Origin of the sequence: Paenibacillus dendrobii (genome assembly GCF_009807035.1) — a bacterium.
Lineage (GTDB): Bacteria > Bacillota > Bacilli > Paenibacillales > Paenibacillaceae > Paenibacillus_AQ > Paenibacillus_AQ dendrobii.
In genome coordinates this window covers 75,638-96,783 of sequence record NZ_WUBI01000001.1, presented here as the reverse complement: position 1 = coordinate 96,783, position 21,146 = coordinate 75,638, and the positions used below count along the sequence as shown (strand labels likewise).

The window sequence follows — 21,146 nt, the reverse complement described above, 5'->3', positions numbered from 1 at the left end:
TTTGCACTTTCGCGTATTACTTTAAGTTTGCTGACCATTTTTCAGCGCGCTGCTGCAAATCATCCAGAAATTTCTGGATATCTGGCGCATTTCCTGTTGCCGCTTTACTGATAAAGCCGTTCACGGCAGGCACGATATCGCTCATGTAGAACGGATTGGCTTCATCCATCAGCTCCGAGTGACCCACTTCTGCGATTTCAAGCGCCTTTTTGACATATATGTCTTCAGGAGACACGAAATCTGCATTTTTCAGCGTTGGGGTTTGCGCAAAGTTATCATACATGTATTTTTGTGTCATCGGACTCGTCAAGAACTTTAGCACTTCCCAGGATGCTTTGACATCCTTCGCATTCTTGGCCATGATGAACGGGTCGACCGCTACCCAACCTTCACCTTTGGGTCCCATATTCAGAACCGGCACGAATCGGTCCAGAAGAGCCTTATCTTTCTTGCTTTGATATTCGTTCATCGTTGCACCGCCTGTTGAATCAAGTGCGATAGCGATATTGTTCTTATCAAGACCAAAGTTCTCGCCGCCCTGTGCATTCACGAAACCCGCAGGCGGCAGTTTGGATGCTTCCTTCAGCCACTCCATGACCTTGACCATTTCCAGAGTATTCAGCTGCCATTTGATGCTTTTCACATCCTTCAGGCTTCCTTCCGCACCTTTCGCCCCAAACGCCAGTGTCAACGCGACGAAGGTAGATCCGTTCAATGAGTTGCCGCTCCAGTACAATCCGTAATTGTCCTCGCCTGTTTTCGGATTTTTACCTGTCATTTTCTTGCCCTTTTCGAGCAGTTCCGCCGGTGTTGCCTTGGCGGTCAACGGTTCGACTCCCCAATCTTCAAAAAGCTTCTTGTCATAAATGGTCATTCTTCGTCCAAGCGCTACAGGAATGCCGAACTGCTTGGTGCCGTCCGGAGACTTGGTGCTGTAGGAATTGTCCATGATTCCGGCCAGGTAGATGCTTGGATCGAAGCTGGTATCTTCCTTGATCAAATCATCCAAATCGCGCAGCAGTCCCTCCTGATACCACTGGGAAGCAAAGGCTCCTCCTGTGTACATGACGTCAGCATCTCCAGAGAGCAGCATCGCGGACTGTTTGGCCTTCACATTCTCCCAAGGGATTTGATACAGTTCTAATTTGATGTTCGGATACATAATATTAAATGTTTTTTCCAAGTATTCGTTCAGCCCGATCGTCGGATTACCCGTCTGCGCGTTTAGCCCGTTTTCCAGCTGCCAGCCCGCAAGCGCCACCCGGACCGTTCCTTTCATATCAGATACCTTCTTAATTTCCGCTCCTCCCGTTACATCCGTGTCCGAACCTCCTGAGCAAGCGGCCAGCGACAAGACGAGCACGCAGGACATTACCAGCAATAATAGTTTTTTCATAAACCATTCAGTCCCCCTTTTTCATCAAACATGGAATACAGTACATTCGAAGTCTGTCATCCGGCTGATTCCAGGCGATAGGCGATTTGCTGCTCACTGCTTGATTCCCGATAAAGCAATGCTTTCGATAATGTAGCGCTGCAGAAACATATATACGACAACGACCGGAATCAGGCTCACAGTCGTAGCAGCCATAATGATGGAAGGCTGTTTGTCGATGCCGTTGTTGTAGGTGAACATGGCCAAACCGATTTGGATCGTATACTTGGTCGCCTTCTTGAGAATGAGCAGCGGCCAGAGCATATCGTTCCATACGCCGAGAAAGAGCAAAATAACCATCGTGGCGATAATCGGCGTGCAAAGCGGTAGATACACCCTGCTGAATACGGATATTTCCTTAGCTCCATCGAGTATGGCAGCCTCCCGCAGCGTTGTAGGAAGCTGATCGAAAAATGCTTTTGCCAGAAATGTTCCGAAAGCATAATTGAGAGCAGGAAGATAGAACGCCAAGTAGTTATCGACGAGACCGAGCTTGCTAAACAGCAGATACTGGGGAATCATCGTCATTTCAAATGGGATCATCATGGTGCTCAAGGCCAGCAGAAGCACGATGTTTGCACCTTTGAACCGCAGCTTCGAGAGAGCATAGCCAGAAAGAAGTGCCGACAGCGCACTGATGATAATGACTCCTGCGCTTACGATGATGGAATTGGTGATATAACGGAACATTTTAATACTGGTAAACGCCGCTTCGAATGTTCGGATAGACGGTTCTTCGGGCCACAGTCTTGGCGGAAAGTTGATATGAAGCCGGGCCGCCCAGTCGAAACTCGTAATAAGCATCCATAGAAACGGAACGATCATGACGAATGACCCCAGAAAAAGAACGACGGTCAGAATCCATTGATTCAATGATATTTTCTTGCGACGGTGCGATAATTTAGCGTCCACCGTATTCATCATTTCGACCTCCTAACTAAAGGTTGGACCTATTCATGTCGTTAGATGCCGCTGCCTCAATCAAAGCTGTCCTTGCGCCGGTTGAGCAGCATCAGGAATGCGGTAAGTACAAAGATAATGATGAACAACAGGTAAGAGGCCGCCGTCGCCATCCCCATTTGTGAGGCCAGAAAAGCGTTACGGTAAATATAGAGCACAACCGTCATTAAGCTGCCGCCCGGATTCCCCGCCGTTCCACCGATGAGCCACACGTCCGTAAATCGCTTCATGCCGCCGATCGTGCCCATTATGAGCATAAATACGAATATGGGACGCAAATATGGAATCGTAATATACAGCCATTTGCGGTATGTCCCTGCTCCGTCTACCTCAGCCGCTTCATAGAGATCGCGCGGAACGCTTTGGAGCCCTGCGAGGAAAATAATCGTATTGTATCCAAGCGCCCCCCATAAACTCATGAGGACGATGCTGTACCTTGAAACTTCCGGATTGGTGAACCAACCGACCGGATGGATACCTAGAAGTCCAATGACGAAATTCAGCAAACCCTCTTTGGAGGGAAAGAACAAAAACGAGAACAACAGCGTGGTGGCAACACCCGATACGACATTGGGCAGAAAAAATACGGCTTTGAAAAAGTTTTTCCCCATGCTCCAATTCAGATTGTTGATTAAGCTCGCCAGCACAAAAGATAAAATGATACCCAGCAGCACCGACCATATACCAATAAAAAACGTATTTGTAAGCGCTTGCCAAAATAAAGAATCCTGAAGCACATAATTGTAGTTATTGAACTCCACCCATTTTCCGCCGACAGAGAGTCCAGAGGTTTGATGAAAGCTCATGATCAGGGCAGCAATCATCGGATAAATGGCAAATGCCAGTACCCCGATGATCAAAGGCGCGCTGAACAGGTACCCCATCCAGTCGTTTCGGGTAAATTGGTTTCTCCGCTTGATCTGTGTTTCCGGATTTGTATCCGTTTTCATTATTGGGTTGAATGACAAGCAGTTTTCCTCCTTCCGATGGCAGCGTCTTATTCAGAAGATACTTCAGGATATCTTGGTGAAGCATTTTTAAATATGTATGTGCGCAGGATTCGAATATGTACTCTTTTTTATCTGCTTCAAGAACTTGTCCATATAAAAAAAGAGAGCCTCGCGGCTCCCTTTCCGTATGCTACTGCTTCGGTTTGTCATGGTTTACTGCAAGCGTGATGATCATGACGATAAGCGTTAACAGTGCGATCAGCTGGTCAATTGTCAACCCGTCCGCCTCCCCTATACTCCTAGGATGGCTCTTACGGACGGCTTCATGCTCCCATGATGAAGTCCCGACTTTCGTTTCCCCATTACATATCTATTCGGGCGGATTGCAGCTTATTCGTCTTTTTGACCCAGAAATGCTTTGACTTTGCCAATGTAAATCTCTTTGTCTGTATAGGACTGGTACAGCCTGCTCACAACAACTGACGAATCGCCGAAAAAGAAACGCTCGTATAAGGTTTGACGGCCGCCAAAGCTGCTTGAGCTGAGGTCCCAGGCCAAGCGGAACAATGCCGTTTTCGAGAATGCATCCACTCCGCTGCCGCGAAGGTATTTATCCATATCCAGTTTTGCTTCACCGTTAAAATCCAGCTCCGATGGAATCATAATAATTCCGCTTGCGCCAAGAATTTGGATCATCTCCATCATTCGAGGATATATCTTAGGAAAAATCACGTTGGCTGTCCACAGGGGTTTACGGTCCGGCAGCATGCTGCCGAAACGATCCGGAGCAGCGCCAGCCTCCGAGGCCAGCAGAAGCGACTTCAAGGTTTCTAAATGGACGATTACCTCGGACACCTTCTCTACCGTTGCCGGCAAGGATCCGCGATCCAGCGATTCCGCCATATAAAGAATGATCCCCAGCGTGAATTCCATTTTGGATATATATCGGCACAACACTTGATGAGCGCAATGTGTATGAAAGCCGCTTTCCGAGAACAAACGCATGGATAATCGGTCACTTCCCAAGACAAACACGCGCTCCCAAGGCACCAGAACATGATCAAACAGGACAAGCGTATCCATTTCATCGAACCGGGAGCTTAGCGGATAGTCATAGGCAGATTCCCCGGCGGACAAGCTCTCGCGGCATATCCAGCGGATACCCGGGAGATTGTTCGGAACCGCAAACGCAAAAGTTCTCGGATTATCCTCCTCAAGCATATAGGAAGATGCGGGAGGGTACACCAGAATTTCATCGGTTGTAACACCCTGCGTTGCAAGTAAAAACGCTCCGCTGACGACGATCCCATCCTTGTTCTCTTCGACTATCTGTGCTGCACAGCTTTCAATACTTCCATCTTCCAGCAGCTCATCATACCGGCTTGCATGCGGCTGAACAAAGGCATGAGACAAAGATATATCGTTTTCCCGGCAATACTCATAGTATTTTCGCAAATGGTCTGCGAACCTCGGCTCCTTCTCGCCCAGCAGCTCCGCCGCTGTGTAAAAAGCCATCAGACCCGTATTCATATAATCCGGCGATCTTCCAAGCAAACCGTGGTGTTTCTCTCCCCAGAGCATCATCATTTGTCTACGCTTCTCCAGGTCTTCTTTGGTCTTGGGCTGCATAAACGACAGACCGACAGGATCCCCGGTCGTTGGCGATACGTAGGTCAACCGATCTTGGTAATCGGGTTGCACCTGCATATCGTACAACTCTGCCTGCGTAGACATCAGTCCACGAAAAGCAGAATGATCCGAGATCCTCCCATCGATTTGTTCTCCACGAAACCAAACGCTGGGTTTGGCAAGATTAATTCGGTCCACAAACTGCTTTCCGTTTTTTGCCGGCACAGATGAGGCCCCCTTTGAATGAATAGTTATCTCCATCCTATTCAGGCGAATGAGGATAAGAAAGGGTCAGATGCCTAAAACGGTCCTAGATTCTCTCCGCGCTTAGCTTTTCTTCCGTCGACAAATACGATTGGAACTCGTACACAAACGCCCCGTTATCTGCTACCTTTAGCCCGAGAAAACCTTTTCTTCTCAAATCCTCAAGCGCATTACCGGATTCCTCGATATTTAAAGACGTATATAAAGCAACGTCTGCTGCGGTTAGAAGATTGTGCTGTTTTGCGGCCAGTCTGAGAATTTGCTTTTCCATGTGCACGTGAGCTGTTTTCCGGTAACGTTTGCCGAGAATCACCCCATACCCAACGGGCAATACCGCGAAGAGCAGCAAGCCGAAGAAGTCCCGCATACCGTACATGATGGCTCCGTAACCGTACAGTAGGATGCTGAGCGCTCCGAAGCCGATTAGAATTCTGGAAATCAACAGTTTACTGTTCACTTCACCTCACCCTTTCACGAGTCGTTCTTTCACACCTTATATTTACCCAATATTAGGCCGAGAAAGTGCATTATTGTAGCTAAATGTTGTACAATATAAGCTAATCGAAAAATAGCACAGAAGGATGGAATGTAAATGTATGTAGCTCGTGATTGGCATGATTACGAATTGATCGATACCGGATCAGGCGAGAAACTGGAGCGCTGGGGCGACGTAATTCTTCGCAGACCTGATCCGCAAATTATATGGCCTCTGGAAAAAGAAAGTGGAATGTGGCGGGAAGTACACGGACATTATCACAGAAGCTCATCCGGCGGCGGACAATGGGATATGAAAAAACAACTGCCGGAACGCTGGACGGTCTCATATGACCAGTTGAAATTCCATATCCGGCCAACCAACTTCAAGCATACGGGCCTGTTCCCGGAGCAAGCAGCCAACTGGCGCTGGATGATGGACAAGATTGCTGCGGCCAAACGCCCGATCAAGGTTCTGAATTTGTTTGCATATACGGGAGGTGCTACCGTAGCTGCTGCCTATGCAGGTGCTGAAGTCGTACACGTTGATGCCGCCAAAGGAATGGTCCAGTGGGCCAAAGAGAATCTGCAGCTGTCGGGCATTGGCGACCGTCCTGTCCGCTTCATCACAGATGACGTGTTCAAATTCGTACAGCGCGAAGAGCGCCGTGGGAATAAATATGACGCTATTATCATGGATCCACCATCCTACGGGCGCGGTCCAGGCGGAGAAATGTGGAAGCTTGAGTCCAGTTTGTATCCGTTCGTTGAAAGCTGCATGAGCATTATGTCGGAACAACCGCTGTTCATGCTCATCAATTCCTATACAACAGGCATCTCGCCAACTGTTCTTCATAACATTCTGTCCATGACCGCCGGACGCCGATTTGGAGGAAGCATTTCCTGCGGAGAGCTCGGACTTCCGATTACGGCATCCGGACTTCACCTGCCATGCGGAATTTTGGGCCGTTGGGAGTCGTAGACGCGATATGAGTCATGAACATCTTTCCCAAATTCCGATTTTATATGAAGACAATCATCTGTTAGGGATCGTGAAGCCGGTTAATATACCCACTCAGGCAGATATTTCCGGAGATCCGGACTTATTGTCTTTGCTAAAGGATGACATTAAAGAGCGTTTTAACAAACCCGGCAATGTATATTTGGGTCTGGTACATCGGTTGGATCGACCGGTCGGAGGAGCGATGATCTTCGCCAAGACCTCCAAAGCAGCCTCGCGTTTGTCCGAAACGGTACGAAGCCGCAGCTTCCGCAAGATATATGCTGCTGTCGTCCATGGACAACTTCCGGCTGCGCGAGGGACATTGAAGGACATGCTTCTGAAGGATCCCAAGACCAATATGGTCTCAGTCGTCAAAAAAGGTACGCCCGGCGCGAAGGAAGCCATACTCGACTATGAAGTCCTCGGTACGTCAGGTGGCTTCAGTCTCGTCCGGGTTGAGCTCCATACAGGAAGATCACACCAAATTCGTGTTCAGATGAATCAGGCTGGCTGTCCACTGTTCGGGGACCAGAAATACGGCAGCCGCGTGAACAAACCGGGACAACAGATTGCATTATGGTCCGTTGTCGTGGGCTTCCCTCACCCGGTCACCAAAGAAGATGTTAAGCTAACATGCTTGCCACCTTCTGAGCATCCTTGGAACCTTTGGAGCGAATCTGTCTTGAACCGTTTGGTGACAGAATGAACGGAGTATAGTTTCGGCAACAAAAACGTTTGTCGACGAGGACGTTTTTTCTAGTCAAATCAAAATGCGCCTCCTGGTGCTTATACTTTCCGGTATTAAAAAAGCCTGAGCAGCTGAAGCTGCTCAGGCTTTTCATATATTATTGCTTGTTCCGGAAAATAAGCATATGATCGGCATTCTTTTGAAAATGATAGGGAACCTCCCGGATCTCTGCTTCCCATCCATCTCCGCGGGCGTATTCGACGAGCTCTTCCACAAGCCCAGGGATGTTGCCGCTCTGATCAACCAGTGGAAAGATTCGCAATTCGACCCGTGTGACACGAAGCAGTTCCCGCAAGGTTTGAATGTGAAATTGAGCATCCAGCCTATCCGCATAAGTAAACAGAAAATGTGCCGATAAGGTCATGTCAAACCGTCCATGTTCAAACGGGAGCGATGGCAGCGTAACCGGTACATACCGATCCGGATGGAGACGCATATCGATCGAGCAGGCCTCCAGCGCCTTGTTCCGCTCCGTCCGCAGATCCTCTATGGACTGAAACTCGGACCAGATATACCTTTCCTTTTCGGTATCCACATGGTCCATGGCATGGACGATATCCATTAATCCTTTTTCATAGAGCTTTTCTTGATCATGATAATAAGCAATATCCGCAGCAACCGCTTCGCATCCGAGCTGATTGGCAGCAGATGTAAATGAACACGCGCCGCCCGGGCAATCCAGGATGCTTTGTCCTGCGATATCTTTCACCTTCAAGTCAAACATTCGCATGTATTCATCGAAGGTCCTTCCGATAAACACAATCCGATCCAACCTGCTCTCCGCATCATCTGCTGTCTTGCTCTCTTGCTCTTCAAAGTCTTTTTCAAACGCTCCGCTATTCTCTGCTCTGCTCATCTTTCTCAGCTCACCTTCCAATGATTTTCCACTAACAGGAAGTTTGTATACCGAGATATTAACTTATTCGAAATGATAAGTCCAGAATCTTTCCGTATTGAATCGGCTCTTAACCATTTCGTCATTTTCAGAGTAATTTCCAAGCATGTCCTTCCAGCGGAACTGTGAGCTGTGCGCACGGATAGAGCCGAATTTATTCGTCAGGAAATCCTTCACGTCAACCAGCACATCCGGTTTGCCCAATATTTTCTCGCAGCCTTTGGAAAAAGCAACGCAGTTAACGACAGGACGCTGCCCTTTTGGCATGGATGCGACCGTGCGAATGACTGCGGCACCCGTAGCATCATGGTCAGGATGAACGCTATACCCCGGATAAAAGGTAATGATCAAAGACGGTTTCAATTCCTCGATCAGATCGCGGATCATGCCATCCAGCATATCCTGGTCCTCGAATTCGATCGTCTTGTCATGCAGTCCCATCATACGCACATCCTGAATGCCGATGGAACGCGCGGATTCCGCAAGCTCCTTTTTGCGGAGTTCAGGAAGCGTAACCCGGTTAGCCATCAGCGGCTTCCCCATATTACGGGCCATTTCGCCCAGCGTCAGGCAGGCATAAGTAACCTGTGCCCCTTCATGTATTCGTTTTGCCAGCGTTCCGGACGTACCGAAAGATTCGTCATCCGGATGCGGGAATACGACCAGTATATGATTCTCCATATCTCTTTCACCCTTTCTCTATTTATGACCGATAGTTCGAGCCGATCAGAATGGTTCTTTGCTGAGCTGAAGCGCCACTACCAGCTTACCATCACTATCATGACCAGCCATAATGAGGCGCTCTGTCTCCGTCTCGTCCACATGCGTCAGTCCTTGGGCATAGATCCAGCCCTGCTCCATTTTAAGTCCGACACGGTAAGGTCCAAAGCCGGCAATCGAACCATGATCGTAACGAACGACACCGTTTTTGATAAAGGTCGATGCCGTGAACTTGGATTCATCTTCATGCGAGGCATAAGCGCCGGTCGTCATTTCCAGATGTATATATAAATCCTGATCCTGTAATTTGTCGAGAAGCTCCTGAACCATTTGCGGGTTAATCAGCTGCATCATAAATCCCTCCGTTCAATGACGTCTATATTATGAAATCCATTCCTTATAACTGAAACTTATTTAATTATAATTCAAATCACTGCGATTCCACAAACCCGGTTTTCGGAAATGCGTTATCAAACTTGTTAATAAGGAGACAATGGTAAGAAAAAAAGCGCCCAAGGGCGCCTTTATTTGCAGGAGTTATCCTTCTTCAATCCGTCAATTCCTTGCCTTTCGTCTCCGTTCCCAGCGTCAAAACCCCAATAGCTCCGATCAGAATAATGACGAAAAACATAATGAAAATAGTGCTGATTTGTATTTCATGCTGCACCATGTAACCAACAAGGAATGGCGCAATGACGCCCCCAATCCTTCCGACGGAAGTCGCCAGTCCCACCCCCGTTGATCGAACCGAAGTGGGGTAAAGTTCCGGTGTATAAGCATACAACCCGCCCCAAGCTCCCAGATTGAAGAAAGATAGGCAGATCCCCGCTGCGATCAACATGCCTGCGGAATCGGCGGTACCAAACCAGGCCGCACTTGCAGCCGTTAATACCAGGTACGTGATCATCACGAATTTTCGGCCGAACTTCTCAATGAAGTATGCTGCCGTAAAATAACCCGGTAGCTGCGCGAGCGTCATAATCAACACGTATTCGAAGCTTTTGATCAAACTGAAGCCCTTCATGGTCATCACGGACGGAAGCCAGAGGAACATGCCGTAATACGAGAAAACGACGGTAAACCATAAAATCCAAAGCATCAAAGTGGTACGTCTGTGCCTGCTCGTCCAGATGGAACCCAGTTTCTCCGTAAAGGATACGGAGGCGACTTTGCTCTGATTGCTCTTGTACACAGGGGAGTCATCTATCGCACGCCGTAAATACAGGGCATACAGCGCCGGAACCGCCCCGATCACAAAAGCAATCTGCCAACCATAGGTCGGGATCAGGAAATACGAAATCAGCGCAGCAGCCAGCCAGCCTCCTGCCCAGAAGCTTTCCAGAAGGACCACAGCCCGTCCGCGCTGACTTGCAGGCATGCTTTCGGATACAAGTGTGGATGCGACAGGGAGTTCTCCTCCAAGTCCGATGCCTGTAATGAAGCGGAGCAGGCAGAGAACCCAGAAGCTCGAAGCCAGTGCCGACAATCCGCTGGCCACGGAAAATATCAGCAAGGTCCACAGCAGTACCTTCTTACGTCCGAAACGGTCAGCCAGATATCCCGCCGCTGCGGCACCAAACACCATTCCCACCGAGTTCATGCCGGTCAATATGCCGACTTCTTGCGGTGTCAGCTTCCACTCCAGTGTCAAAGCAGTAACGATAAAAGAAATAATACCGACATCCATGGCATCAAATAGCCAGCTGAAGCCGGCGCTAAACAGTAATTTTCTTGATCTCGCGTTTTTTAAAAGCGATGTATCATTCATCTAGATGACTTCCTCTACATTTATTCTCCTAGGGCGCTAAGGATTAAGACACTACCGTAAGTTTGCCCAATAAATAGATCAACAACTGCTGATTGTGTGCGGAGATGCGAGAAAGAATGGTAGCAAGGAATGCATCTCTGATCTGCAGACCTCGCACGACCTCCTCACGGCCCTTGTCCGAAATAGACACCCAGACGATTCGTCGGTCGCTTCCATCGCGTTCACGCGTGATCAGACCATTCTTCTCCATGCGGTCAAGCAGCATCGTGACAGCAGCCGGGCTTGTCGCGAGCAGCGGCGTCAGCTCGGAAGGCTTCATCCGCACTTGCTCTCCAAGCACTTCCAGCACGGCGAGTTGTGCTTCGGTAAGCGCAGGAGCGAGTTCATTCTCCATATGTAATTTGTAATCTTTGCTGAGTTTAGACCATATTTTCGCAAATTCGGAAGTCTGCACGGGATTACCTTCCTTTCACAAGCAATCTTTTACAGGATTAACTTTCGCGCAAATTCGTTCCAATTCCTTCCTCATGCCGAAATAATTTTGAGAAAAAGGCATCCCCGCCCCAAGTGGGCAAGGACACCTTTTCATCGGTTGTGATCTAAGCTGAACAGGGTTTTTCAAGAAGATTCAGGATGTATCAACAATACCGAAATTTCGTCTTTTTTCTCCAGATGAACAAGCCATTTTCCTGTCGATTTACGCTCCGTGATCGGAGCCTGCTCAGAACTGAACGTAAAGCTTTGTCCTTCTTTGCTGATGGCTGTAATTTGCAGCGGTTCCCGGCAATAGAATGCTCCGACGATCCGGTTGCCGTTCGGCTTCACGCGTTTGCCTTCCTTGAACTCGAAATTGGCGAGTCCTTTGCCTCCGCGGCTTTGCGGCTGGTAATCCGCCAGCAAGGACCTCTTGCCATATCCCAGGTCCGTCAGCGTCAGAATTTCGCCTTCATCTTCCTCTACCCATAATGCAGAGACAATCTCGTCTCCTTCACGGAGCTGAATGCCCCTCACGCCTGCGGACACGCGGCCCATCGCGTTCACATCATTCTCCCGGAACCGAATGCTCATACCCTCTTTGCTGACCAGCAATATATCTTTGGTACCGTCACTGAGAGTAACCGAGATAATCTCGTCATCGGCACCAACCTTGCAGGCAGCCACCGCTCCGGAACGGTTGGTCATGTATTCTTTGAGCTCCGTCCGTTTAACCTGCCCCTTCTTCGTGACAAAGACCAGCGATTGGTTCGGTTCATCGAAATTGCTCACCGGAATAACACCGGCGATTACATCTTCCTTGGAAAGATGAATGACATTGACGATGGCCGTACCGGGATCCTTCCACTTGAATTCCGGTACTTGATGGACCGGCAGCAGGAAGAATTGGCCCTTTTGCGTGAATATAAGCAAATTATCCAGCGTATTGATCTCCAGTATTTTGGAGATGTAGTCGCCTTCCTTGATGCCGGAGCCGGCTCGTTCTCCACCGGATCTTGTGAAGGACAGCATGCTTGTCCGCTTGATATAGCCTTCATTGGACAGCGTCACCAGTACGTCCTCGGAGCTGACCATGACTTCAAGGTTCACCTTGATCTCTTCCACTTCGCCTTGGATCGAGCATCTGCGTTCAATGCCATATTTATCGCGGATTTCAAGCAGCTCTTTACGGATCAACGCAACGAGCTTCTTATCGCTCTCCAGAATGGAACGGAAGGTATCTATTTTTTTCAAAAGCTCTTCGAGCTCTTTTTGCAGCGTTGTAATCTCCAGATTCGTTAACCGGTACAGCTGGAGTGTCAGAATCGAGTCTGCCTGACGCTCGGTAAATCCGAACATCCACTGCAGGTTGTTCTGCGCATCCTGGCGGTTTTTCGATGCTTTGATGGCCGCAATGACTTCATCCAGGATATTCAGCGCTTTGACCAAGCCTTCCAGCACGTGGGCACGGTCTTCCGCCTTCTCCAGGTCATAACGGGTTCGGTTGCTAACCACTTCGCGCTGGTGCGCAATGTACGCCTCCAACATGGCTTTGAGACCGAGCTGTTGTGGTGCCTTGTTCACGATGGAGACCATGTTGAAGTTATATGTCACCTGAAGATCGGTCTTCTTAAGCAGATACGCCAAGATGCCTTGCGCATCCGCCTCTTTTTTGATTTCCACGACGATACGCAAGCCTTCACGTCCGCTTTCATCCCGGACTTCTGCGATACCTTCGATTTTTTTCTCCAGGCGGATATTTTCCATTTGGGTCACCAAACGGGATTTAACCACTTGATAAGGAATTTCTGTCACGACGATTTGTTGTTTCCCGCCGCGCAAAAACTCGATCTCAGCTTTTGAACGCAGATAAATTCGTCCTTTGCCAGTCCGGTAGGCTTCCTTGATCCCTTCTTCACCCATGATCAGTCCGCCTGTCGGGAAGTCAGGCCCCTTGATAAAGGTCATGATCTCGTCCAAATCGATTTCCGGCTTCTGCATGACCGCAACGCAAGCGTCGATAACCTCGCGCAGATTATGCGGCGGAATTTCGGTCGCAAATCCGGCGGAAATCCCGCTGACGCCATTGACCAGCAGGTTCGGATAACGGGAAGGAAGAACCACAGGCTCCTTCGCGGTATTATCAAAGTTATCTTTAAACTGAACGGTCCGTTTATCAATGTCCCGCAACATTTCCAGCGCGATCGGTGACAGTCTTGCCTCGGTATAACGCATTGCTGCTGGCGGGTCATCATCAATCGAACCCCAGTTGCCATGGCCTTGGACAAGGACATGTCCCATTTTCCACGGCTGAGCCATTCTGACCATACCGTCATAAATGGAGCTATCGCCGTGCGGGTGGTAGTTACCCATCACATCCCCTACGGTTTTGGCGGATTTGCGATAACCTTTGTCCGGCGTGTTGCCCGATTCATACATCGCGTACAGAATACGGCGTTGTACCGGCTTCAATCCGTCCCGGACGTCCGGGATGGCGCGGTCCTGAATAATGTATTTGGAATACCGGCCAAAGCGATCGCCAACGACCTCTTCCAGAAATGCCGGCATAAACTGTTCTGATAAACTCATCCAATCACCTTCTATTCCTCGAACTCTCTAAAGTCGACGTTCTCCACGATCCAGCGCTTGCGCGGGTCAATCTTATCGCCCATCAGCGTGGATACCCGCCGTTCTGCCTTAGCCGCATCCTCAATCTGAACCTGCAGCAGCGTACGCGTTTCCGGATTCATGGTTGTCTCCCACAGCTGATCAGGATTCATTTCGCCGAGACCTTTATAACGCTGCAACTCGTAATTTTTGCCGAATTCTTTGAGATAGTTTTGCAACTGCTCGTCATTGTAAGCATAGCGAATCGTCTCAAGCTTGCCCGATTTGCGCGTAATTTTGTATAAAGGCGGTTGGGCGATATAGACCCGGCCTTGATCGATCAACGGTTTCATATAGCGGTAAAAGAATGTAAGCAGCAGCACCTGAATATGTGCGCCGTCCGTATCGGCATCCGTCATAATAATAATTTTGGAGTAATTGCTGTCTTCAATTTCAAACTCAGTTCCGATTCCCGCACCAATGGCGTTAATGATGATGCGGTATTCTTCATTTTTCATAATATCGGCGAGCTTGGCTTTCTCCGGATTCAACGGCTTTCCTTTCAAAGGGAGGATCGCCTGAATTTTGGAGTCACGGCCCTGTTTGGCCGAACCGCCGGCAGAGTTTCCTTCGACAACAAACAGCTCAGTACGGGTAAAATCCTTGGACTGCGCTGGACTCAATTTGCCTCCTAGACTGGCGCTTTCACTGCGTTTTTTGCCTGTACGCATATCGTCGCGGGCTTTACGGGCCGCTTCGCGGGCTTTGGAAGCCTGAATCGCTTTCTTAATCAGCGTCTGGGCTACCTGCGGGTTCTCTTCCAGGAAGATCTGCATCTTCTCGGATACGATCGCATCCACTGTACTACGTGCCGATGCGCTTCCCAGCTGGTCCTTGGTCTGGCCGACAAATTCCACTTCAGACATTTTGACGCTGATCACGGCCATCATGCCTTCGCGGAGATCATTGCCCTCCAGGTTCTTATCCTTTTCTTTGAGCATGTGGTTCTTACGGGCATAATCATTCATGATGCGTGTATATGCCGTCTTAAAACCAGTCTCATGCGTACCTCCGCCCCGTGTCGGAATCGAGTTGACGAAAGAAGCAAGCGTCTCCGTGTACCCTGCATTGTACTGCAGCGCCACCTCCACCTCCACGTCTTCCTTCTCTCCGTAAAAGTGAATGACATCATGGAGTACATCCTTGCCTTCATTCAGAAACTCGACGAATTGGCTGGCTCCGCCCTCATAGTAAAATTCATCAGAATTTCCCGAACGGTCATCTTTCAGTACAATCCGGAGCCCGGAGTTCAAGAATGCGATCTCCTGCAAGCGCTCTGCCAGCGTATCGTAATTAAACTGAATGCCTGCATGGAATACACGGATGTCTGGCTTGAATGTAACCTTGGTGCCGGTTTTATTGGTATTGCCTAGAACCTCAAGTCCCGTCACCGGCTCTCCGACGTGTTCCTTACCTTTCTTATCCTGCCAGTATTCGAACCGTTGGCGGTGAATTTTACCATCACGATAAATTTCGACCTCAAGCCATTCTGAAAGCGCGTTCGTTACCGAAGCGCCCACACCATGCAGACCGCCCGATTTCTTGTACCCGCCGCCGCCAAACTTGCCTCCGGCATGCAGAATCGTGTATACCACCTGTGGTGTCGGAATTCCAGTCTTATGCATTCCTGTCGGAATGCCTCGTCCATTATCAACGACGGTAATCGAACCGTCTTTGTGTAAAGTAATATCAATTCTCGTGCAGTATTTGGCCAAATGCTCATCGACGGCATTATCCACGATTTCCCATACAAGGTGATGAAGCCCTGATGAACTGGTGCTGCCAATATACATGCCTGGCCGTTTGCGAACCGCAACCAGGCCTTCGAGCACTTGAATGTCGTCAGCATCGTATCCAGTCTGGCCGTTATTACCGCCGCCCTGTGATGACTCTGCAAACATATCGACCTGCTCGACCATTCATGCTCCCCCTTTGTGCTTCTTTATGTAGGATCGTTATCCTAAAATGCAAACAGATGTTTTGTTATCCTTGTCCATTTTAATTCAAGATATCCCTTTTCGTAAAGACAAGGAATGAGATTATCAGCCCAGCCAGCGCCCAAATGGACAAAACGGCCAGCGAAAATGTCAAATTCATTCCCTCGATCGGAGCCGGCGTTCCGGACAAGTAATCCGTCAGCTCCAGATTAACCATAAACAAATATTTGGCGCTGTTCCAGGCGGAAGCCATATTAGTCAAAATCGTTCCCGCAATAAGCGCGGCCATCATGACAACGATGCTTGCAGCCGTACTCCTTACCAAAACCGACACCATAAATGCCAAAGAAGCGACCGTAAGACTCACGAACCAGACTAATCCGCCCTGCATAAGCAAGTACTTCCACTGGGGTACACCATGAACTGCAGCCAGATCCACATCCGAGCCCGTAATTTGAAAACCCGTAAATACTGGCAGATTAAATCCTTTATAGCCGAAAACGGCACCGGATATCACATAGGTTATCACAAAAGCGGATACGACGATCAGCGAGGTGAACATAAACAGCGTCACCAATTTGCTCAGCAGCACCTTCCATCTTTTCACCGGCCTGGTCAGCAGCATCTTGATCGTTCCGGTCGTTCTCTCCCCGGATACTATATCGGAAGCAATCGCCATGATTAAGAGAGGAATGAACAAAGTAATGGAGTTCGACATGAACTCTCGCGTAAACGTGACCCCATTCGGCTCATTCGGATTGACATCGTGATCCAGGTAATACTGGAGCTGCTGCACGAAGATCTTCCTGAATTTCTTCCATTCATCAGGCACCCTGTCGCTCCCTAGGGAATTTTCATTGTCGGTGATCTGCTGCTGCACTTCAAGGCGCCAGTCCCCGTGAAATTTCTCCCGGGTCCGCTCGGCAGAACGCATCTGGGCATAGGTGAAGATGGGGACTAACACCAGCAGAATTAACAGAATAACATAGAATCGTTTCTTTTTGATAATTTTGATGGTTTCATTCTTGATCAGAGGCAACAGGCTAATCAATGCTTTCACCCTCCGTCATCTTCAGGAACAGCTGTTCCAAGGTCGGATTAATTTTGTGCACGCCTTGGACTGAAATCCCCGAATTCACCAGATGCGATACCGTACTTGCAATCTCTTCTTCCTCCATGCGGGCAACAACGGCATTCAAACCCATCCCAGCGATAATCGTGTCATCCAGTACCGCATCTGCCTGCTCTATTACTTCTATCCCGTTTCGTCTGGACAATTCTTGCTTACCCGCTTCATGAGGCTCCAAATCCCAGATCACATATTTCGCGTTCGCAGCCACAAGTTCTTCGACTTCTCCCACAGCCAGTACCCGACCCCGACTAATGATTGCCACCCTGTCACATAGTAGCTGGATTTCACTCAGCAAGTGGCTGGAGACAAATACAGCCAATCCGCCTTCCGCGAGTTCCCTGATAAACTGGCGAAGTTCCTTGATGCCTTTGGGGTCCAGCCCGTTAGTCGGCTCATCGAGAATCAGCAGCTTGGGTCTGCCCAAAAGCGCCTGTGCTATGCCAAGACGCTGGCGCATGCCAAGCGAGTAAGTCCGGACCTTGTCATGAATCCGTTGATCAAGGCGGACGATATCCACGACCTCCTGGATCCGCTTCTTGTCTGTCCCCGGCTGCATGCGGGCAAAATGCTCCAGGTTCTCCCAACCCGTAAGATAGGTATATACTTCGGGATTCTCCACGATCGAGCCCACATAACGTAGCGCTTTCTCCTGCTGTTTGTTCACATCATAACCGCATACTTTAATCTTGCCGCTGCTAGGTTTGATCAGATCGACAAGCATACGGATCGTCGTCGTCTTGCCCGCACCATTCGGCCCCAGGAAACCGAAAATCTCGCCTTCCCTGACGTCAAAAGTTACGTCTTCGATAATCCATTTCCTTCCGATCTTCTTCTTGACATGCTCAACCGATAATACAATGTCTTCGCTTCGTTTCAGGTTCTCCGTCAAAGCCATTCACTTCACTCCCTTCTTCGTTGTTGAACTAACGGATTCCCTGGGCGATGCGTTCAGCAATTTGCTGATAACCGTCGCCATTGGGATGAAAATGATCTGTTGACAAGTATTTGTCCAAATTATGCTGAAAAAGATCAAAGGTCGGAACAAGCGTCATGCTGCTGTATTTGTTAATGGTTTCGAGCGCAGTTTGATTCCAGCTCGATACCGCTTGATTACCCGGTATCTTGAGGTCTTCGATATCCCCAAAGGGATTATATAATCCGACATAAACAATCCAAGCGTCAGGATTAAGGGCGCGAAGGCGTTCCAATATGGCCTTTAACTGTGTTGAAGCCTTGGGGAGCCCCTTCAAAAGGTCTTTCGGATCCATCTCCTGGCCCGTTGCTGTCGAAGATGTACCGCTGATGCCTTTTGCAGCGAGATCCGCGCCTTGAAACAAATCATTGCCCCCGATGGATAAAAGAATGATATCCGCTTGTCCAAGGACATATTGTGTCCCCCGCTCCTCCAGCTTCGGCAGGAGTCCGGTCGTTGTAAGGCCATTGATACCCAGATTATTGAGCAACGTAACCTTCTTGCCGGTATCCTTCGACAACTCCGCCACGGTTCGGCGTGCGAATCCCATACCGGAATTATCTCCGGTCCCTTTGGCCAGCGAATCGCCAATTACCGCAATCTTGATTTCCTTCTGGGCATCCGGGCTTTTCGCTCCCGTGTTCTCTTGAGGCTTTGCCGTTGATGCCGTTTGTTCGGCCTGCGGATGCTGTATATCCTTAATCGCATAGACAAAACCGACAAGCAGGAGGACCGTAGCCACAATCGATACCATGCTTACAATGCGCCAAATCCATTTCGATGAATTCAAACAGATCCCTCCATGTCCATCCGTGATGGCATTAACAATTTTATTCCGCCAATTACATATGTACATAAACATAAAACTTCTATGTAAAATTTGCAAATTCGACGGCATATCTCTTTTGTATGCTCAGCATTTTCCTCTAATATGTGAATTATAAGGACCTAATAAACGTTTCTCCTTCACTTCTGGAAGCCCGCATGCGAATTTTCTGTGAACAAGGCAGATGAGCGAAAGGCACTGGGATATATCAAAAAGAAGCCCGTTTCTTAGAAGAAACGGGCTTCATGATCCAATGTATTAGTTCGCGATAAACTCTTGAACCCAATATCCGTTATAGTAAGCTACACCGATTGTTGTGTAGTTGCTGTTCAGAATGTTGGCACGATGACCTTCACTGTTCATCCATGCTGTCATTACGTCAGATGGAGTCTTCTGGCCTTTGGCAATATTCTCACCGGCATAGCTGTAAGAAATTCCATATTTCTTCATCATGTCAAACGGGGATCCGTAAGTCGGAGAGTTATGGTCGAAATAGTTGTTGTTATTCATGTCTTTAGCCTTGTCCAGCGCCATGCCCGACAATTTAGTGTTTTCAGTCAGGGCTTTGAGTCCTGCTTTGGCACGTTCCTGGTTCACTAACTTGATCACTTCAGCAGCATAGCTCGATTGGTTCGAAGTATCGGTAGATGGCTTCGAAGTTTCCGGTTTAGATGTTTCTGGCTTGGATGTCTCTGGTTTGGACGTTTCTGGCTTCGAAGTTTCCGGTTTAGACGTCTCTGGTTTGGATGGTTTGGATGTCTCAGGCTTGGATGTCTCCGGTTTGGAAGTTTCCGGCTTCGAAGTTTCTGGCTTGGTCACATGACCTGTGCTTGGAAATTGGAACTGATATTTAAAAATATAAGCACTGCCGTTGTTTTGCAGCCATTTTTGCAGATAGGATTGCAGATTCTGAATACTTTGCAGATTGCTTTCCGTTGGCGCATTGTTTTGCTGGGCGGATGCTGCCGATGCAGGACCTGCTCCCATTAGGCCTACTGCTAATACTGCAGCACATGCTGTGCTGATCAATGTCTTCATCATTTTTTTGTTCTTCATGGATACATCTCCTTCTTGTTGTGTTCAACCAGAATGGGTGATAAGCTCCGGTTACAAAGTTGTCATCTCTTACTCAAACATTGTAACATGATTGTTTTTTTTGTGGAGTCCTCAAATAATGGAAATTGTTTTCCAAATTCACCTAACGAGAATAAACCGCAACCCTAAGGCTGCGGTGAGTGATCCGGACGGTTCAACTTTATTTTTTTGCCGCGTATTTACGCATATCGAAAGCGACGGCAGCCACAATAATCAAACCTTTGACAATCAACTGCCAGTACGGGCTTATGCCGATAAACGTCAAGCCGTAGTTGATAATCGTAAAGATCAAGACGCCTACCATGACTCCCGGAACCGTACCGATGCCGCCAGTTGTGGACACGCCGCCGACAACGCACGCAGCAATCGCATCCAGTTCGTACATATTGCCATAGTTATTCGTCGCTCCGCCGGTGCGGGAAGCTTCAAGCACGCCAGCCAATCCGTATAGAGCGCCAGCAATCATGTAAATATAAATCAGATACTTGGCGACGTTAATACCGGATACCTTGGCAGCCTGCACGTTGCCGCCGATGGCGTACATGTTTTTGCCAAGCTTGGTTTTATTGAAGATGACCCACACAATGAAGGCTACGAAGATGGCGATCAGGACGATGTAAGGAATCGAATACTGTCCAGTACCGATGGATCCCGAGCCTATCTTTGTAAAATCCTTACGAAGACCTCCGATCGGCTGCGAATTGTTTGGATCCATATCAAAATACATTGAGTTCAGGCCATATACCGCGACCATCGTGCCGAGCGTTGCAATAAACGGTGGCACGTGCAGCTTCGCCACTACGATTCCGTTGATCAAACCGCAAATTAAACCGACTAGAATAGCCAAAAGGATCGGCAACACAAGCCATACCTGAGGTAAATCCGGAAAAAATCGATTGGCGTACGTTGCCGTTTGCAGCATCGATGCGGAAACCACCGCCGTCAAACCTACGATGCGTCCTGCGGACAAGTCCGTGCCCGCAGTAATGAGAATAAAAGCTACTCCCAAAGCAATGATGGCCCTTGTGGAAGACTGAATCAGAATATTGCGCAGAGAGTCTATAGATAAAAATGAAGGGTTATAAATCGTGATCCCGATCACAAGCAGTACCAGAACGATATAAATGGCGTATTGGGATGTGAAGCTCTGCAAGCTTTTGCTTCCGCCCAATTTTTTCGTATTCAGCATCGGATCT

19 protein-coding genes are annotated in these 21,146 nt (G+C 48.7%); 2 read left to right on the top strand and 17 right to left on the bottom strand.

Translation table 11 applies throughout. The annotated features are described in order from the left end of the window. Window positions 1-16 precede the first annotated feature (16 nt). The 5 genes from GRF59_RS00395 to GRF59_RS00375 form a co-directional block, all read right to left on the bottom strand. Window positions 17-1,396 carry an ABC transporter substrate-binding protein gene (locus tag GRF59_RS00395; RefSeq protein ID WP_160495710.1) on the bottom strand — a complete coding sequence of 460 codons (1,380 nt, stop codon included), beginning with the start codon at window positions 1,394-1,396 and terminating at the stop codon, window positions 17-19. 93 nt (window positions 1,397-1,489) lie between these two features. Beyond that, window positions 1,490-2,356, bottom strand: a complete 867-nt coding sequence (locus GRF59_RS00390) for a carbohydrate ABC transporter permease (RefSeq protein ID WP_237391566.1) — start codon at window positions 2,354-2,356, stop codon at window positions 1,490-1,492. Window positions 2,357-2,412: 56 nt separating this feature from the next. Continuing rightward, window positions 2,413-3,345: a carbohydrate ABC transporter permease gene (locus GRF59_RS00385; protein WP_160495708.1), complete on the bottom strand. Its 933-nt coding sequence runs from the start codon at window positions 3,343-3,345 to the stop codon at window positions 2,413-2,415. Window positions 3,346-3,735: 390 nt separating this feature from the next. Continuing rightward, window positions 3,736-5,199, bottom strand: a complete 1,464-nt coding sequence (gene hpaB / locus GRF59_RS00380) for a 4-hydroxyphenylacetate 3-monooxygenase, oxygenase component (RefSeq protein ID WP_160495707.1) — start codon at window positions 5,197-5,199, stop codon at window positions 3,736-3,738. 85 nt (window positions 5,200-5,284) lie between these two features. Then, window positions 5,285-5,695: a hypothetical protein gene (locus tag GRF59_RS00375; RefSeq protein ID WP_160495706.1), complete on the bottom strand. Its 411-nt coding sequence runs from the start codon at window positions 5,693-5,695 to the stop codon at window positions 5,285-5,287. 135 nt (window positions 5,696-5,830) lie between these two features. Here GRF59_RS00375 and GRF59_RS00370 point away from each other — a divergent pair, with 135 nt between their 5' ends. Continuing rightward, window positions 5,831-6,694: a class I SAM-dependent methyltransferase gene (locus GRF59_RS00370; RefSeq protein ID WP_160495705.1), complete on the top strand. Its 864-nt coding sequence runs from the start codon at window positions 5,831-5,833 to the stop codon at window positions 6,692-6,694. 7 nt (window positions 6,695-6,701) lie between these two features. Continuing rightward, window positions 6,702-7,421 (top strand): RluA family pseudouridine synthase, encoded by a 720-nt coding sequence (locus GRF59_RS00365; protein WP_160495704.1) that lies wholly within the window; start codon window positions 6,702-6,704, stop codon window positions 7,419-7,421. Window positions 7,422-7,560: 139 nt separating this feature from the next. On the opposite strand, the gene GRF59_RS00360 is transcribed toward GRF59_RS00365, so the two are convergent. The 12 genes from GRF59_RS00360 to mglC all read right to left on the bottom strand — a co-directional run bounded on the left by GRF59_RS00360 (window position 7,561) and on the right by mglC (window position 21,139). Then, a complete protein-coding gene (locus tag GRF59_RS00360; protein ID WP_423802909.1) occupies window positions 7,561-8,319 on the bottom strand; it encodes an SAM-dependent methyltransferase in 759 nt (252 codons plus the stop codon). 63 nt (window positions 8,320-8,382) lie between these two features. Beyond that, on the bottom strand, window positions 8,383-9,039 hold the full coding sequence (gene bshB2 / locus GRF59_RS00355; protein WP_160495703.1) for a bacillithiol biosynthesis deacetylase BshB2: 657 nt from the start codon (window positions 9,037-9,039) through the stop codon (window positions 8,383-8,385). A gap of 45 nt (window positions 9,040-9,084) precedes the next feature. Further along, window positions 9,085-9,429, bottom strand: a complete 345-nt coding sequence (locus GRF59_RS00350) for a YojF family protein (RefSeq protein WP_160495702.1) — start codon at window positions 9,427-9,429, stop codon at window positions 9,085-9,087. Between the two features lie 196 nt (window positions 9,430-9,625). Next, entirely contained in the window at window positions 9,626-10,846 is a 1,221-nt protein-coding gene (locus GRF59_RS00345) for an MFS transporter (RefSeq protein ID WP_160495701.1), read from the bottom strand. Between the two features lie 43 nt (window positions 10,847-10,889). After that, window positions 10,890-11,300, bottom strand: coding sequence for a MarR family transcriptional regulator (locus GRF59_RS00340; RefSeq protein ID WP_160495700.1), 411 nt, complete (start codon window positions 11,298-11,300; stop codon window positions 10,890-10,892). Between the two features lie 164 nt (window positions 11,301-11,464). Then, window positions 11,465-13,909: a DNA gyrase subunit A gene (gyrA, locus tag GRF59_RS00335; protein WP_160495699.1), complete on the bottom strand. Its 2,445-nt coding sequence runs from the start codon at window positions 13,907-13,909 to the stop codon at window positions 11,465-11,467. 11 nt (window positions 13,910-13,920) lie between these two features. Further along, window positions 13,921-15,906 carry a DNA topoisomerase IV subunit B gene (gene parE / locus GRF59_RS00330; RefSeq protein WP_160495698.1) on the bottom strand — a complete coding sequence of 662 codons (1,986 nt, stop codon included), beginning with the start codon at window positions 15,904-15,906 and terminating at the stop codon, window positions 13,921-13,923. Between the two features lie 79 nt (window positions 15,907-15,985). Next, entirely contained in the window at window positions 15,986-16,975 is a 990-nt protein-coding gene (locus GRF59_RS00325; protein WP_160495697.1) for an ABC transporter permease, read from the bottom strand. Next, complete coding sequence (locus GRF59_RS00320; protein ID WP_160495696.1) at window positions 16,968-17,951, bottom strand: ABC transporter ATP-binding protein; 984 nt, start codon at window positions 17,949-17,951, stop codon at window positions 16,968-16,970. Before GRF59_RS00320 ends, GRF59_RS00325 begins: the two co-directional genes overlap by 8 nt. 28 nt (window positions 17,952-17,979) lie before the next feature. Continuing rightward, window positions 17,980-18,819, bottom strand: a complete 840-nt coding sequence (locus tag GRF59_RS00315) for a GDSL-type esterase/lipase family protein (RefSeq protein ID WP_160495695.1) — start codon at window positions 18,817-18,819, stop codon at window positions 17,980-17,982. A gap of 294 nt (window positions 18,820-19,113) precedes the next feature. Next, entirely contained in the window at window positions 19,114-19,911 is a 798-nt protein-coding gene (locus GRF59_RS00310; RefSeq protein ID WP_160495694.1) for a CAP domain-containing protein, read from the bottom strand. Between the two features lie 199 nt (window positions 19,912-20,110). Then, window positions 20,111-21,139: a galactose/methyl galactoside ABC transporter permease MglC gene (mglC, locus tag GRF59_RS00305; protein WP_160495693.1), complete on the bottom strand. Its 1,029-nt coding sequence runs from the start codon at window positions 21,137-21,139 to the stop codon at window positions 20,111-20,113. Window positions 21,140-21,146 lie beyond the last annotated feature (7 nt).